Here is a 16,136-nt window from a genome sequence, read left to right as displayed (position 1 = left end):
GCAAAGAGATATGAAGCGATCATCTTCAATAGTTCTCGTTGCCGTGCTGATTGCCTTTGTGGCCGGCTGGCTGACCCGGGCGGGAAGTTCTTCATCCGTCTCGGCGACCGCTTCTTCACCCCTGGCTGATGCCTTCTATGTAACTCTGGCCGCCTTCCTGACTCTGGCCATTCTCTCTTTTTTATACAAAGACAATCCTTATTATAAATTTGCGGAGCACCTTTTTGTGGGGGTTTCCGCCGCTTACTGGATGAGCGTCGGTTTCTGGTCGACTATCGTTGGAAATCTTTTTCCCAGAATTTCTTCCGGACTGAGCGCTTACTTCGGGGTTCCATTCAAAGATTTCACGATTTACTATTTCGTGCCGCTTGTTTTCGGCGTTCTGCTTCTCATGCGGCTTTCATCCAAAGCCGGCTGGCTTTCACGATGGTCGCTGGCTTTCATTGTCGGTACCACCGCCGGGCTGAACCTGGTGAGATATCTTCGCTCCGATTTCATCACTCAGGTGAGCAATACTTTTGTGCCGCTTCTGGTTAACTGGAGAGGGAGCGGAGCCTTTTTCTCTGATTTTTCTCTATCCGCATCCGGACAATTCGCCCTGAGTCTTTCCAATTGGGTAATTTTTCTGGGCGTCTTTTGCGGATTGGTATATTTCTTCTTTTCCAAAGAACATAAGGGATTTTTCGGCGGCGCCTCCAAGATGGGAATATGGATCTTGATGATAACCTTCGGCGCCTCGTTTGGATATACGGTCATGGGACGTATCTCGATTCTGGTGGGACGTCTCACTTTTCTTTTCCATAATTGGTTGGGAATAATTGATTGAATCTAAATAAATATGCGAGGTTTTTATGAAGCTAAAAATCTTGATAATCTGTAGTCTGCTGCTGCCCTGGCTTGTCCCTCTGGCCAACGGCCAGGACAGTACCGGGACTACAGCCCGTCCCGCTCAAATAGCTGTTCAGCCCCCGGCACCGGTCGGAGATCTGACCGCCAGGGATTCGGAGGATGATAATGGTCATTCAATTTCGCTCAGTTGGTCATTATCGCCCGATGACGCCGGCGGCCTGAAAAATGTCCTGGGATATAAAATTTTCCGGGCGGCATCCAAAGAGGGGCCGTTTGCGGAACGCAATGTCGCTGCATCGGGAATCAATCAGTATAACGATGCCGGCGGCTCGGCCGAGGGTGATAACGATTATATGGCCAACAATATCGATTTCTATTACAAAGTTCAGGCGATCACAGCCGATAGTCTGGTCTTTGCGGATTCGCCGGTATTCGGTCCCGTTCAGGCGACCGGCCAGTGGTTCAACAAGGCGCGAACCACGGTGTTGGTTTTCGTGATCTGTTTTATGGCCGTGATGCTTTTCTTTATCAACAAGGCTCGCTCCGGCGCGGACCTTTTTGTCCGCAAACTGGCGGGAATCGAAGCTGTTGATGAAGCTATTGGTCGCGCCACGGAAATGGGCAAACCCATTCTGTATGTTCTGGGCCTCGGCACTGCGGCTGATATTGCCACAATCGCCTCATTTACTATTCTGGGGCGGGTGGCCAAGAAGGTGGCCGAATATCAAACCAGATTGATTGTTCCATGCAACGACCCGATCGTGATGTCGGTGGCGCAGGAGACGGTTCGGGCCAGTTATATGGATGCCGGACGCCCGGATGCTTACAAAGAAGATATGGTCTACTTTGTTACTTCCCTGCAGTTCCCTTATGTGGCGGCGGTCAACGGGACGATGCTGCGCGAATTGCCGGCGACCAATATCTATATGGGCAAGTTCTATGCGGAGTCGCTTCTTCTGGCGGAAACCGGTGCTCTGGCCGGATCGATCCAGATTGCCGGCACCGATGAAATTGCCCAGATTCCATTCTTTGTAGTGGCCTGCGACTACACCCTGATCGGGGAGGAATTGTATGCTGCTTCAGCCTATCTGGGACGGGAGCCGGTTCTGCTTGGTTCGCTCAAGGCTCAGGATTATGCCAAAGCGGCGGTCATTGTCCTCTCCATTATTGGAATTGTTGCCGCAAACGTTGGGTGGACGAGATTTGTTGAACTCTTCCACATAACCAGGTAAGCGAGGGTAAAGAAATGAAAAGACAAATTCCTTTGATTTTCGTGTTTGCCTTCGGTATGGTGATGATTATCCAGTCGTTTGTGCCCAACGATTTGTCGCTGAGCGTAAACGAATTCCTTTTGAAATGGATTTATATTATCGGCATCTTTGCCCTGGCCCTGGGAATCTGGTCATTGGTGCGTGTCTCAATGGATAAAATCAGGCACAAAAGACTCGGCTGGCAGTATTCTATAGTCTTGCTTCTGGCCTTGTTCAGCATGCTCTTGTTTGGCTTTGATTACGGGCGGCACTTTACCACTACCGAAGGTCTGAGAAATTACATGTTTGTGCATTTTTTTGATAATATTTTGATTCCGGTCCAGGCTACCATGTTTGCGCTGTTGGCCTTTTTCATCGCCTCGGCATCGTACCGCGCCTTCCGCGCCCGATCGGTGCTGGCCACCCTGCTTTTGATTGCAGCGCTTATCGTAATGTTGCGGTTCAATCCTTATCTCGGCCCAGTCGGAGCCTATATGGAAAAAACCGCCTCATGGCTTCTTAACGTTCCCAATCTGGCCGCCAAGAGAGCCATCATCATCGGTGTCGGTCTGGGGGCCGTTGCCACCGCCATGAAAGTGATGCTGGGAATCGAACGCGCCTATCTGGGAAAGGATTGAGGAGGAAACCATGGATATATTCAAACGTTTTATGTCGCTGGACCGCCGATGGATTTTCCTTCTTCTGGCCGTCGTTTGTATCCTGACTTATATTGTGCCTTTCGAGGTACCGATCAACAAGAACAAGGAAGTCAAATCGATCTTCACTTACATTGATTCATTGAAGGAGAATGACCGCATCTTTATCGCCATCGACTACGACCCCAGTTCATTGGCTGAACTGCATCCGATGGCGTATGCCGTTGCGGAGCAGGCTTTCCGCAAGAAGATTCGAATCATTTTCAGCGCGCTGTCTCAGAACGGCCCCGGAATGGTCGACTTGGCCCTGCGGGATCTCAGCGATTCTATCAAACAGGATAAGACCTATAATGGGGTTTTTTACAAAGGCCGCGAAATCAAGAATGGGATCGACTACACTTTCCTCGGTTACAAACCATATCCGGCACTTGTCATCACCGGGATGGGGCAGGATTTTCGTATTCCTTTCCCGACCGACTATTACGGGACGCCCCTGGATAGCCTTCCAATGATGAGGGGGGCCAAGAACTATGACAATGTCAAATGCGTGGTGGAAATTTCCTCAGGCAGTTCCACCGATATGTGGATTGTTTATGGTCAGGCCCGGTATAATTTCCGGTTAGCTTTGGGATTGACCGGAGTAATGGGAGCCGATTATTACCCCTATCTCAGCACCGGGCAGGTGTTCGGAATCATGGGGGGGCTTCTGGGCGCGGCCCAGTATGAAGCCCTGGCCGACAATCCCGGACCGGCCCTCGCGGGAATGAAAATCCAGGTTTATGCCCACCTTCTTATCATTCTATTTATTGTGATAGGAAACATCGGTTACTTAACTTCACGCCGTAAGAGCAATTTGTAAGGAGGTGAGAATAATATGGAAGCAATTTCATTAGGGAATTTTTTCTGGATGACGCTGGGTGCAATCTTGACTCTCTGTATTTTCTCATTTCTTTACAGAGACAACCCGTTCTATAAATTTGCGGAGCATCTGGTGGTCGGAGTCTCGGCCGGATATTTTACGATTTTGCTCTGGCATAACGGCCTTAAGCCGAACCTCTTTGATTATCTGCAGGACGGCAGTTGGTATGCCCTTTGGCTCAACTCCTCCCATGCCGAATATATGGTGCCGGCCGTTCTCGGCGCCCTGACCTGGACCAGATTCTCGCGCAAGTGGTCCTGGGTCAGCCGCTGGCCGATTGCCATCTATATCGGTATTGCCACCGGTATCAGCATTCCGCTGGCCATGAAAAACAGTGTCAACATGCAGCTGTTTTCCACCATGCGGGCCATTTCCTGGGACAATTTTCTCGGCACCGGTTACCTCGATCCCACCTCCGGTTATTCACAGGTATTGATTTTCATCGGCATGATTGCGGCCCTGTTCTATTTCTTCTTTTCCAAGGAGCACATTGGGGTCTTTAATGGAGTTGCCAAATTCGGCATCGGGATGCTGATGATCGGCTTCGGCGCCTCATTTGGCTTTACTGTCATGGGACGCATTTCTCTCTTTGTGCAGAGAATCCAGTTTATGGGTGACTGGTCTAAAACGGCCTGGGGAAATGGAGGCGGGAACCTCTTGGTCTGGGTGGTTGCCTGCGGAATATTCATCCTGCTGGGGATTTATGAATTGATCGTATTCTTTAGAAAGAAAGGACAGCCCCAGACTTCCGCCTGATATCCGGATTAGCAAGTCCAATTAGGGCCCCCGCGCAGGCAGGGGCCTTTTATTATGCCTTTTTGGGGTGCGAAAACATGGCGTGGAATGCCAAGGGAATAAAGCAATTGCAAATTTAGTTTTTTATTGAAAATATAAGTTCCCATGTGAAATTAAATTGTAAAAGATTTTTTTAAGGAAAATGCAGATTTCTCTTGACAAAGCAGGTTATTGTCCCTATTCATGTTAATGGGTTATGTACCGGATTGAGCGGTAAATAGTTCTTTTTAAGAGTAATTTTAACTGTTTAGCGAAAGCGAGGTGGGGGGATGGCGAGAACGGAAAGTTCCGCTGGCGCCAAGCCCAGGACTAGGAAAAAAGGGAAAGGCAAGCTCTCTACTCCGGAAGCTCGTCGAGAGTACCAACGGCGGTACTATCAACTCCACAAGGAAAAGGCCAAGGAATACCAGCGTCAGTACAATCTGACCCACAAGAAGAAGGCACGGGGCGGCCGCGGTAAGGCCAATTTTGTTTGCCCCCGGGAGGTTTTCCGCAGCACCTTTAATACGTCCGATATTATGCACTCCCCGGTCGAAAAGACACTCAAAATCCTGGAGAAGATTATCAACGGCGAGCGACTCTTCACCATGTAGTTCCTCTCTCAAATGTAAGAGGCGGCAACGGTCGGAAGCGACTGAAGCCGCCTTTTTTGTGTTGCATATTCATAAAAACTCTTATATAATCCCCGCAAAATTCGTATCGTTGGGAGGCCATGATGGTCGCAATGAAACAGGAAAAGACGAACAAACCGAAGAAGGCGATGGCGAAAACGGCAATCCCCAAGAACAAAGGCTTGACTAAAATGGTACAGAACAAAATGAAGAGTTCAAAGAACAAGGAAAAGGATGCAAGGACTTCCTCCAAATCCAAAGGAGCTCGGCCCAAATCTATCCCTGGTTTTCAATTGGAATATCCCCCCTATTTCTTCTTCGGCGGCGGCAAAGCCGACGGCGATGGTTCTATACGCGATATCCTCGGCGGCAAGGGAGCCGGGCTGGCCGAAATGTGCCGGGCCGGAGTTCCCGTTCCCCCCGGTTTTACCATCACGACCGAAGTCTGTCGGCTGTATTATCAGAACAATCTGGAAGTGCCTCCCGAAATAGACCGGGAACTGGAGAACCAGATGGCCAAAATAGAGGCTCTGGTCGGGGCCAAATTCGGAGACTCCAATGATCCGCTTCTGGTTTCTGTTCGTTCCGGAGCCAAATTCTCTATGCCGGGTATGATGGACACGATTCTTAACCTCGGCCTGAATAAAGAGACCCTGGAAGGATTGATCAAGAAAACCGGCGATGAACGCTTTGCTTATGATAACTATCGCCGTTTTGTACAGATGTTCGGCAATGTCGTTCTCGGTATCGATAAGGAAAAATTCGAAGAAGTTATTGATATGAGGAAAAAAGAAAGAAAAATCAAACAGGATTCCTCCCTGCAAGCCGAAGACCTCAATGACATTGTCAAAAAATTCAAGGCCATCATCAAGAAGAAAACAGGGGAGTCTTTCCCGGATGACCCTTATGTTCAGTTACGGATGGCCCGCGATGCCGTGCTTCGCTCCTGGAATAATCCCCGGGCAATCAGTTATCGGCAATTCAACAATATCCCGGGAGACCTGGGGACAGCCGTCAACATTCAGGCGATGGTTTTCGGCAATATGGGGAACAATTCCGGCACCGGGGTTGGTTTTACCCGTAATCCATCCACCGGCGAAAAGGAATTTTACGGCGAATACCTTCTCCACGCTCAGGGTGAGGATGTTGTCGCCGGTATCAGAACACCGCAGCCGATTTCGCAGCTGGGGGAGGAAATGCCGGATGTCTATAAACAACTTAAAGAAATCACCAGCCGGCTGGAAAGACACTATCGTGATGTGCAGGATTTTGAGTTTACCATTCAGGAGAAGAAGCTCTATATGCTGCAGACCCGCACCGGTAAACGGACGGTGCAGGCGGCATTGAAGATATCCGTCGATATGGTCAGGGAAAAGCTTATCACCAAGGAAGAGGCCATCATGCGTCTGGATCCCGTCCAATTGGACCAGTTGTTGCATCCGCGTCTTGACCCCAGTGCCGAATATGAAGTGATCGCCAGGGGATTGCCGGCCTCGCCGGGTGCCGCTTCGGGAGAGGTTTATTTCACGGCCGCGAGCGCCGTCAAAGCGGCCAAAGGCGGTAATTCGGTTATCCTGGTTCGCCAGGAAACCAATCCCGATGATATCGAGGGGATGAACGCCGCCTCCGGAATTCTGACTTCCCGCGGAGGGATGACCTCGCATGCGGCGGTCGTCGCCCGCGGCATGGGGAAATGCTGTGTGGCCGGATGCGAAGCGGCCCGGGTAAGCGAAGCCAAAAAGCAGCTTCAGATCGGCAAGCTGATAATTAAGGAAAAGGAAATCATTACTCTCAATGGCTCCCTGGGTGAAGTTATCGTTGGGCCGGTCGCGACTATCGAACCGGAACTGTCGGGAGAATTCGCCGAGTTTATGAGCTGGGCTGATGAGATTCGGAAACTGAAGGTAAGAGCCAATGCCGATACTCCCCGCGATGCCATTCAGGCGCGCAAGTACGGCGCTCAGGGGATAGGCCTTTGCCGCACCGAACATATGTTCTTCGCCGAGGACCGTCTGCCCATCGTTCAGGATATGATTCTGGCCGATTCCACCGAGGAGCGCCAACAGGCGCTCGATAAACTGCTTCCGTTTCAGAAGGCTGATTTCAAGGGATTGTTCGAAGTTATGGACGGTCTGCCGGTGACAATCCGGACCCTCGACCCGCCGCTGCATGAGTTTTTGCCGGACAAAGCCGTGATCGAAGCGGAAATCGCACAACTCAACAAGGCTGATGAACATTATGATGAGCTTCTGGCCCGCAGGAAAAAAGTCCTGATGAGAATTGAAGAGTTGAAAGAAATCAATCCGATGCTGGGTCATCGCGGATGCCGGCTGGGAATTGTCTTTCCCGAAATCACCGAAATGCAAGTAAGGGCTATTATCGAGGCTGCTTGCGAGGTGATCCGGGAAAAGAAAACCGTTATTCCCGAAATCATGATTCCCCTGGTCGGCCATATCAATGAATTCAAGAACCAGAAAGAGATTGTCCTGCGAATTGCAGAAGAGGCAATTAAGAAGTATAAGGTAAAGAGCCTCGAGTATCATGTGGGGACGATGATAGAGATCCCGCGGGCGGCTTTGACTGCCGATGAAATTGCCGCTGAAGCGGAATTTTTCAGCTTCGGAACCAACGATCTGACCCAGATGGTGATGGGTTTTTCACGTGATGACGCCGGCAAATTCCTGCGTTATTATGTCGACAAAGGGATCCTCCCGAAAGACCCGTTTGTCTCGATTGATCGGGGTGGGGTGGGAAAGCTGGTGGAGATGGGAACAAGCAAAGGGCGATCGGTGAAACCGGATCTCAAGATCGGGATCTGTGGCGAACATGGCGGCGATCCCGATTCGATCGAATTCTGCCATCAAACAGGCCTTGACTATGTCTCCTGCTCCCCTTTCCGGGTTCCGATCGCTCGGCTGGCCGCGGCGCAGGCCACTATAAGGGAAAAAAAGAAAACTGCCGAGCGCGACAAGTAGGTCACACAGTAATTCAAGAAAGAAAAGCCCGCCTGCGGCGGGCTTTTTGGTTCCTGCTTGGCAGGCGAATTGTCGGTAATAGCACGATGGGAATTACCACTATCCTCTTTGACCTGGGCGGCCCCCTCATTGATGATGACGCCGGAATTGAAGCCTGGCACGAGCATCTCCGGCAGCTGCTTTTGGAGCGCCGGGGGAAGACTGTAACCGATTCCGAGATAGAGACGGCTCTTTCCCGGGCCGTCGAATGCTATGCCCCGTCATTTATATCATACATTATCTGGCAATTGTCCAAACCCGATAAGAATCTCTTTTTTGAGCTTCGAGCCGAATGTGACCGATTCCCTTTCAGCAGCTATTTTCGCATGCGCCCTGGCGCACAAGAGGTCCTTCAACAGCTCCACGGTCATTTTAAATTGGGTCTGGCGGCCAACCAGAGGAAAAGCATCCGTGAATATCTCGAAAAGGAAAATACCCTTCAATTTTTCGACTCCACTCTGGTTTCCGAAGATCTCAATTTCACCAAACCTGATCTGCGGCATTTTTGGGGAGTGTTGGAGAGATTGGGTTCAGAGCCCCAGGAGGCCATGATGATAGGGGATCGCCAGGATAATGATATTGTGCCTGCCAGGCTTTTGGGAATGACCGCGGTCCGCGTTCTGGTCGGGCCTCATCGAGAACAGGCTGTCCGCTACCCCAGGGAAGAAGCCGATTATGAGGTGCCAGACATTTCCTCCACATTAAGTATCCCCTTAATTTCCAATGGCTTGCGCAGATGAAATTTGGACCATCGGAGCATATATATTTCCTTTTGAGCATAATCCTATCCAGAATATGTCATCAGGGCCGGAGACAGGCACACTGCAGAATTGGTTGGGGAGTCAGCCATTCTCCAACTATGCCTGATTAATTTTCTAAACAGATAGCTCCATTTACCAGTCATTTATATAGAGAAAATAAAAAATGTAGTTGATATTCAGCCGGGCATTATATATAATTGAAATTCGATATGAGAAAAAAATGGAGGAAAAATAGAAATGGCAAGAACATTCTGGCTTACGATCATCGCCATTTTAGTGTTGGGCTGCGCTAAAGATATCCTGGTCAAACCGCCGACAACGCTGGTTGGGGTATATGATGGAAAATGCACGGTTTTGAGAAATTACGGGAGTAGCAATCCCGGACCGACTCTTGAGCAATGGGTCGAATGGACTTTCAGTGATTACCGATTCTGGATGAAGGCGACTCGAACAGATGAAAAACCGCAGGTATTCTGTGATGCCAATGGAAATTACGTCTTGGAAAGCCAGATAACTCTGAAAGATACCGTTGTAATCCCGACAACCTGTGATCGTAGCGATGTTCCTCTCGGAACTTTTTCGCTGCTGCATAGGCCGGGGGATACACTGGAGATTAAGGGCGCTATGGGTGTATCTCCCAATCAGCGATATTTGACCATTGTATTGTGGAAGAAGGGTCAATAAGAAGGAAATTCAGTGCCTCTGAACGATAGCAGGGGCGCTTTTTTATCGGGAGGTTATGAACATGATACCCCGTAGATATACCTTCATTCTTGGGATTCCGCTATCCCTTTTAATTGCGGTTTTTCTTATTCTTCCCAATTGCAATAAGAATGGCACCGACAGCCAGGTCTCTTTCCATCCGGGGACATATAAGGGCACCTATAAGGTTATTCAGCATTGGCAGAGCCCGGATGAAGTGCTTAAAGTTGATACGATGATGTTTTATTTTATTGCACCGGATACATTTCGTATGCGCCTCGACACGCTGCTGGATCAGGCGCGAAGGTTTTGCGATGCCAGCGGAAAATTCTTCTACGGCCGGGATTCCCTGATAATCTTCGATTATTATTTTACTTCCTACTGACAGATTCTGTCATAGACATTTCCTATAATATTACCGGAACGGCGAGAGTCACTGCAGAATTTGGCGGCGGTGACCAGCCTGTCGATTGCCTTTTGAATGGGGAAGCTATGCTTGCAAAAGTATATTCTTCGGCCACGTTGGGCGTTAATGCCTACACGGTGGAAGTGGAGGCGGATATCCAGCAACAGCTTCCTTTATTTGTAACGGTCGGTCTTCCCGACGGGGCTGTGCGGGAATCGAAAGAGCGGGTCACCGCCGCCATCAAAAATTCCGATTTCATTTTTCCAGCCAAGAAAGTCACTATCAATCTGGCCCCGGCCGATATTCGCAAAGAGGGTTCTGCTTTTGACCTTCCCATCGCCATCGGCATTCTGGCCGCCACCGGGCAGATTATGCGGGATAGTTTTGATGATTTTGTCCTCCTGGGGGAATTGTCATTGGATGGCGCGGTCCGGCCTGTCCCCGGTGTCCTGCCGATGGCTATGCATATTCGAAACAACAATGGTGTTAAAGGGATTCTGGTCCCCCCGGAGAATGCCTCGGAAGCAGCCATGGCACAGGGACTGCCGGTCTATCCGGTCGGATCGCTCCGCGATGCAGTGCAGTTTCTGGAGGACAACAGTACCATCAAGCAGTTCGAGATAGATATCAGCTCAGTATTCTCCCTGGCGCGGAAATATGATGTCGATTTTTGTGACGTCAAAGGGCAGGAATCGGCCAAGCGGGCGCTCGAGGTGGCCGCGGCCGGCGGGCATAATATCATTATGATCGGCCCGCCCGGTTCCGGAAAAACCATGCTCGCCCGGCGCCTGCCGACTATTATGCCTGATATGACCATAGAGGAAGCGCTGGAGACGACCAAGATTCATTCCGTAGCCGGGCTTCTGCCGGGCAATATGGCTCTTGTCGCCACGCGTCCGTTCCGTTCGCCGCACCATACGGTCTCGGATGCGGGGCTGATCGGCGGCGGCCGAATTCCCAAACCGGGCGAGGTCTCGCTGGCTCATCATGGTGTGCTCTTTCTCGATGAGATTGCCGAGTTTCATAAGGATGCCCTGGAAGTCCTGCGTCAGCCCATGGAGGATGGGCAGGTCACTCTGTCTCGCGCCGCTACTTCACTCACCTATCCGGCCAGTTTCATGCTGGCCGCCGCTATGAATCCGTGTCCCTGCGGCTATTTCGGCGATAATAATCATGAATGTAACTGCACTACCGGCAGTATCCAGAAATATATGTCGCGGATTTCCGGCCCGCTTCTGGACCGCATTGATATTCATATCACCGTCCCATCCGTCAAATTCAAAGAACTCTCTTCAGAGGCTTGCGGCGAAAAATCAGAGGTTATCCGGGCCCGCGTCAATCGCGCCCGCCGGAGCCAATTGGAGCGGTTCAAAGGGGAAAAGATAATTTTCTGCAACGCCCACATGCAGTCGAAAGACATTCGCAACTATTGCCCCATCGATGAAAAATCGAAATCGCTGTTGAATCTGGCTATTACCAAACAGGGGCTATCCGCGCGTGCCTACGATAGAATATTGAAAGTTGCCCGCACCATAGCCGATCTGGAAAATGCCGACCATATCGACCCGACCCACATCGCCGAGGCGATTCATTATCGCTCTCTTGATCGCAATCTCTGGCTGTAGTCGCCCCGGATAAAGTGCTTTGCCTCCGGTGGTTTTTCCTTGTCCCGGAGATCCTGTGCAGCAGACCCGGCAGCCATGATGCTTAGCATCAATATGATCAGGGATTCCTCATTTTGTAATATTCCGGAGGAAGTTATCATTCTTACAAAACTACTATATATTGACATTTGGCCGGGGAATCTGTTGATTCCTTTTAGAGAAAGCCGCCCTTGACTTTTGCCTTCCATTCGATAATTTATGCCATTTGACAAGGAATCTCTTATGCCGACTCAGACCCGAATAGAGAAGCTCTTTTTGCATGCCGCCCGGATGCTCAATTCCACCCTCGAATATGAGGAATTGATGAAACTGGTGTTGCAGCTGACCGTTGAGGCGACCAACGCCGAGGCGGCACTGGTTTATCGGCTGGCTCAGAATGATGAATTGCTTAAGGCCCGCTTTTTTGACGGCCGCGATTATTCGGTGAAATATCTGGCCATGCCGCGGGGACAGGGAATTATCGGCTGGGTGGCCGAGCATCAGGAGCCGGTCATCGCCAATGATGTCGTCTCTGATTCTCGGTTCTATCGCCCCGCCGAAGAAATTGGAGAAATTAAGTTTCGATCGGTTCTGGCCATCCCGTTGATCGGCCGCGGACAGATGATCGGCGTGATCGAAGCCATAAATAAACTGAAAGGGGATTTTGATGAAGCCGATCTTGATACTCTGGTCGGGCTGGCCAATCAGATAGCGGTCGCTATCGACAATGCCCGCCTGTATCGTGAGGCGAAACAGGAGGCTACCGAACGGCAATTGCTCTATGAAGTCGGCAAAAAACTTTCCAGCACCCTGAATATAGATGAAGTCCTCAAGATGATCTTGGGATCCCTGCAAGTTGTGGTCGGATTTGACGGCGGCGCCGCTTTTCTCATAGAAGAAGAGAAAGGTGAGGTAAGTACGGTCTATTCCGAGGGGTATGAGGAGGCCAATCAGGAATATATCCGGCTGAAAATAGGGCAGGGTTTGGTCGGCTGGGTGGCGCGCACAGGCGAGGCGGTGATTGTTCCGGATATCACCAAAGATAATCGCTATGTTAAGGCCCGCCCGCAGACCATGTCCGAGATCGTTGTTCCGATAAAAATCGACCATCGCGTGATCGGCGTGCTGAATCTCGAGGCGAACACTCTTTCCGCCTTTGACCGGAAAAGTCTGGAATTGATTAGGGCTTATGCCAGCCATGCCGCCATCTCCATCGAAAGGGCCATCCTGCACAAAAAAATGCTGGAGAACAAACGCCTTGAAGAGCAGCTGGCTATTGCCCGCGAAATTCAGTTGACTTTCCTGCCCAAAGAGGACCCCTCGCTTCCGGGTTATGATATTTCGGGAGTCAATGTCCCATCCGGTGAGGTGGGCGGCGATTATTTCGATTTCATTAAGATCATCGATTATCAGACCGGCATCTCCATTGCCGATGTGGCCGGCAAAGGAATTCCGGCCTCCCTTATAATGGCCGCTTTCCGCGCCTCGCTGATTGCGGAAATAAGAAACAACTATGCTATCCGAATGATCTGCAAGAAAGTCAATTCGCTTATTTATGAATCGGTGGAACGCGAGAATTATGTCACCGCCGTTTATGGTGTCCTTGATTCCAAAAATGACATCTTCACTTTTGCCAATTGTGGACACAACCAACCGATTATGCTGCGTCGTGACGGTCGGATTGAATTCCTCAAAGAGGGGGGGATGGCTCTCGGGATAGTTCCCGATACGACTTATGAAGAACGCCCGATTTTCCTCCAATCCGGCGATATGATACTATTTTATACCGATGGTGTCACCGAAGCTTACAATGAAAGGGGAGAGCAGTTCGGAACGGAAAGGGTTATCGGGACTTTAAAGAAGTATCGCAACCTATCTGCCAATCGAATCCTGCAGAGTATTCATCAGGAAGTGAAGGACTTTGCCTCCGGATCGCATATTTTTGATGACCTGACGATGGTGGTTCTTAAGAAACTCTGATAATTGCTATGTCACCGCCAGTACCCAAATAATCCATTGACATTATCTCTCCAATAGATTAAATTTAAACAAAGACTTCCGTAAACCTGGAGGAAAAATGAGAAAACTTCTAATCCCCATAATTTTGATCATGACAGCTTATCTGGCCGGCTGCGGCGGCGATAACGGTAATGGTCCTGTACCCCCGCCGGTCAAACCGCCCCGGCTGGTGGCAGATTCGACCGTTGCCGCACCGGATATGAACAATGCCGATGATCCCGTCTGGAATTCCGTCGATTCGGTCAACATTGAAATCGGCGGCTCACCGACTCTGTACGGTTATGATGCCAAACTGGGCATAATTAATGTGAATATGAAAGCCATCAGGAAGGATGGTAATCTCTTTATCAAGGCCAGATGGAAAGACGGCAGTCCCAATCTCTGGGGCAACCATATGAGAAAATCAGATACTGCCGTCGTTATAGACTGGGAGCATAACATTTACGAGGGTGAGGATCGGTTCTTTATCCTCTTTGATGCCGGCAATAACGGCACCGAGAAGGCCGATTGTGCCACCATGTGCCATACTCCGGTCATGAAAACTACCGGTGGTGGAAATGCCGATGCCTGGAAATGGAGTTCCACCAGAACGTTCCCCGGCAAAATGGCCGAAGATGAATGGTGGACTTTCTCCTCCAGTGATACCGATACTTATCTTACCGGTACGCATTTGTACGTTTACAATAGGAATTGGGATCCTAACGACCCCCTTGCCCCTTTGAAGATGCACCCTGACACAACTGACTTTGAAGGTCCATTCCTTTTTCTTGAAGATGCTGTTCCTTTGCGCAGAACGCAACCTTATATCCCCTGGCCGACAGGATATAAAATGCCCGGTTATGTGATTGATTCGACCATTTACAAGTCCCCGGATCGTACCGATAAAAGCTGGTGGGATGTCCGGGCGATCGGCAAGCACGATAGTACCACTGCGCCGTATCAATGGGTCGTCGTTTTCTCCCGGGCGCTGAATACTACTCATAATGATGATGTCAATCTGGCGGGTCTGGATTCGGTTCAGGTTACGATTGCGGGGGCCAATAATTATACACTTGATTACTCTAATCAGCAGCATTCAGGTTCAAAGCCGTTTTATATCATTTTGAAACCATAAGATTGGCGAATATTATGAGGCCGGCGTCTGACGCCGGCCTTTCTTATTTCTGCGAACCGACCAGTCCTCTTAGAGATCATTATTGCCATGTCCGGCACTTGCGAAAGAATTCACAAGCTATTATAATCAACACGTTTTGTATCGTGATTAACGTCAGCCGCCTCCATTGAATAGGGAGGGGAACCTTGCTTGTAAAGATAAACGATTAAAGAAGGGACATCCAAAATATTTAGCATCGCATCACCGCTGATTTCGCCACAGATGAATGCCGGGCATTCATAGACCACGACGCGAAATTCGTCCAGCCCCGCCATTCCGCGAGACCGAATTTGATATTGCCTACGGCAAGAGGATTTCGCAATCGGGCGAGCTTTTGGATTTGGCCACCAATCATGATATTGTTGAGAAATCGGGGGCTTGGTACAGTTACGGCAGTGACCGTTTGGGACAGGGTCGTGAAGCGGTCGAGCATTTTATCGAGGAAAACCCCGATATCGCCCAGCGGATAACGGTGGCCGTGCGTGAGAATCTGGGGTTTGCGCCGAAAGAAGCCAAAGAAGCATAAAAGCCTCATATTTGGGTGCCCCAGGTCTATGGGGCACCCGGCACCCCGGCAAAATGGGTTCGTATTTCAAAAATTTGTCGCTCTTAAAATCATAATCACTTTCTTTTTATTTGTTGCCGGAGAATGGGTTGGGCAGGCGGGAGAGGGTCGGCAAAATGGGTTCGTTTCCCCGTTTTTAAAGATGTCATTTTTAGTCAGGCGGCGAATTGGCAAAGTGGCCCAGTTGGAGGAGGCGGCTATGCCCTGGCCGGTTTTGGGGCCGGTTGTTTTTAAGGCATTGGCACAATTGGCGATAAGCTGCTTAACGCTACCTGACATATAGATAAACACTCCTTCTACATAAGGGGGGTGAGGTGGAAATCACCATCGGTTCGATGTGGATTTTGATGAGGAAATGGGAGATGGTTAACAATAAGTGTCGAAACCGCAAGGGATTGGACCCGTCACTCTACCAGACTGGATTCTGGCTTTCGACAGAATGACATTTGCAGAGGCATTTTCCGGCTGACATGCTTTTCTGGAATCATTGCCGTGTCATTGTCATGCTGGACTTGATCAAGCATCCAGATTTTTGTGTCTGGTGACGCAGGAAGATGGCGGAACCGCACGACTTCGGGGGGGGGGCCGCACTACCGCTTGAAATGGCGGTGACGGAGCGGGAAAGGCCGCAGGGTCACGCCCGCATGGGAATGCGGCCTAAGTAACTATGTTATTAAGTAATTGAGCCTCTGTTCTTATGGGTTTAAATTTAGTGAATGCAAACAAACGCTTAAACCTTAAAGAGCAGGAGGCTCAGATGAGAAGTTGCAAAGAAAGAGTGTTAGAGGGAAGT

15 protein-coding genes are annotated in these 16,136 nt (G+C 50.0%); 14 read left to right on the top strand and 1 reads right to left on the bottom strand.

The features are described from left to right. The first annotated feature begins 10 nt into the window (after positions 1–10). The 14 genes from NT002_01470 (at position 11) to NT002_01405 (ending at position 15,304) form a co-directional block, all read left to right on the top strand. Positions 11–826, top strand: coding sequence for a hypothetical protein (locus NT002_01470; GenBank protein MCX6827942.1), 816 nt, complete (start codon positions 11–13; stop codon positions 824–826). A 25-nt stretch (positions 827–851) separates the two neighbouring features. Beyond that, positions 852–2,081, top strand: a complete 1,230-nt coding sequence (locus tag NT002_01465; protein MCX6827941.1) for a hypothetical protein — start codon at positions 852–854, stop codon at positions 2,079–2,081. A 14-nt stretch (positions 2,082–2,095) separates the two neighbouring features. Then, positions 2,096–2,737 carry a hypothetical protein gene (locus tag NT002_01460; GenBank protein MCX6827940.1) on the top strand — a complete coding sequence of 214 codons (642 nt, stop codon included), beginning with the start codon at positions 2,096–2,098 and terminating at the stop codon, positions 2,735–2,737. A gap of 10 nt (positions 2,738–2,747) precedes the next feature. Further along, positions 2,748–3,614 (top strand): hypothetical protein, encoded by an 867-nt coding sequence (locus tag NT002_01455; GenBank protein MCX6827939.1) that lies wholly within the window; start codon positions 2,748–2,750, stop codon positions 3,612–3,614. A 15-nt stretch (positions 3,615–3,629) separates the two neighbouring features. Then, positions 3,630–4,430, top strand: coding sequence for a hypothetical protein (locus NT002_01450; protein ID MCX6827938.1), 801 nt, complete (start codon positions 3,630–3,632; stop codon positions 4,428–4,430). A 308-nt stretch (positions 4,431–4,738) separates the two neighbouring features. Then, positions 4,739–5,062: a hypothetical protein gene (locus NT002_01445; protein MCX6827937.1), complete on the top strand. Its 324-nt coding sequence runs from the start codon at positions 4,739–4,741 to the stop codon at positions 5,060–5,062. A gap of 119 nt (positions 5,063–5,181) precedes the next feature. Then, entirely contained in the window at positions 5,182–8,055 is a 2,874-nt protein-coding gene (ppdK, locus tag NT002_01440) for a pyruvate, phosphate dikinase (protein MCX6827936.1), read from the top strand. 86 nt (positions 8,056–8,141) lie between these two features. Continuing rightward, positions 8,142–8,834 carry an HAD family hydrolase gene (locus tag NT002_01435; protein MCX6827935.1) on the top strand — a complete coding sequence of 231 codons (693 nt, stop codon included), beginning with the start codon at positions 8,142–8,144 and terminating at the stop codon, positions 8,832–8,834. 258 nt (positions 8,835–9,092) lie between these two features. After that, entirely contained in the window at positions 9,093–9,539 is a 447-nt protein-coding gene (locus tag NT002_01430; protein ID MCX6827934.1) for a hypothetical protein, read from the top strand. Between the two features lie 55 nt (positions 9,540–9,594). Then, complete coding sequence (locus NT002_01425) at positions 9,595–9,942, top strand: hypothetical protein (protein MCX6827933.1); 348 nt, start codon at positions 9,595–9,597, stop codon at positions 9,940–9,942. Positions 9,943–10,049: 107 nt separating this feature from the next. Beyond that, entirely contained in the window at positions 10,050–11,588 is a 1,539-nt protein-coding gene (locus tag NT002_01420) for a YifB family Mg chelatase-like AAA ATPase (GenBank protein ID MCX6827932.1), read from the top strand. 261 nt (positions 11,589–11,849) lie between these two features. Next, entirely contained in the window at positions 11,850–13,586 is a 1,737-nt protein-coding gene (locus NT002_01415) for a SpoIIE family protein phosphatase (GenBank protein ID MCX6827931.1), read from the top strand. A 97-nt stretch (positions 13,587–13,683) separates the two neighbouring features. Then, positions 13,684–14,739 (top strand): ethylbenzene dehydrogenase-related protein, encoded by a 1,056-nt coding sequence (locus tag NT002_01410; protein ID MCX6827930.1) that lies wholly within the window; start codon positions 13,684–13,686, stop codon positions 14,737–14,739. A 265-nt stretch (positions 14,740–15,004) separates the two neighbouring features. After that, positions 15,005–15,304, top strand: coding sequence for a hypothetical protein (locus NT002_01405; protein MCX6827929.1), 300 nt, complete (start codon positions 15,005–15,007; stop codon positions 15,302–15,304). A gap of 66 nt (positions 15,305–15,370) precedes the next feature. Here NT002_01405 and NT002_01400 read toward each other — a convergent pair whose 3' ends face one another. Then, positions 15,371–15,634 (bottom strand): hypothetical protein, encoded by a 264-nt coding sequence (locus NT002_01400; protein ID MCX6827928.1) that lies wholly within the window; start codon positions 15,632–15,634, stop codon positions 15,371–15,373. Positions 15,635–16,136: the final 502 nt, after the last annotated feature.

The sequence above is a fragment of the Candidatus Zixiibacteriota bacterium genome (genome assembly GCA_026397505.1).
Taxonomy (GTDB): Bacteria; Zixibacteria; MSB-5A5; order GN15; family PGXB01; genus JAPLUR01.
This window is presented reverse-complemented; position numbering and strand designations above follow the sequence as displayed.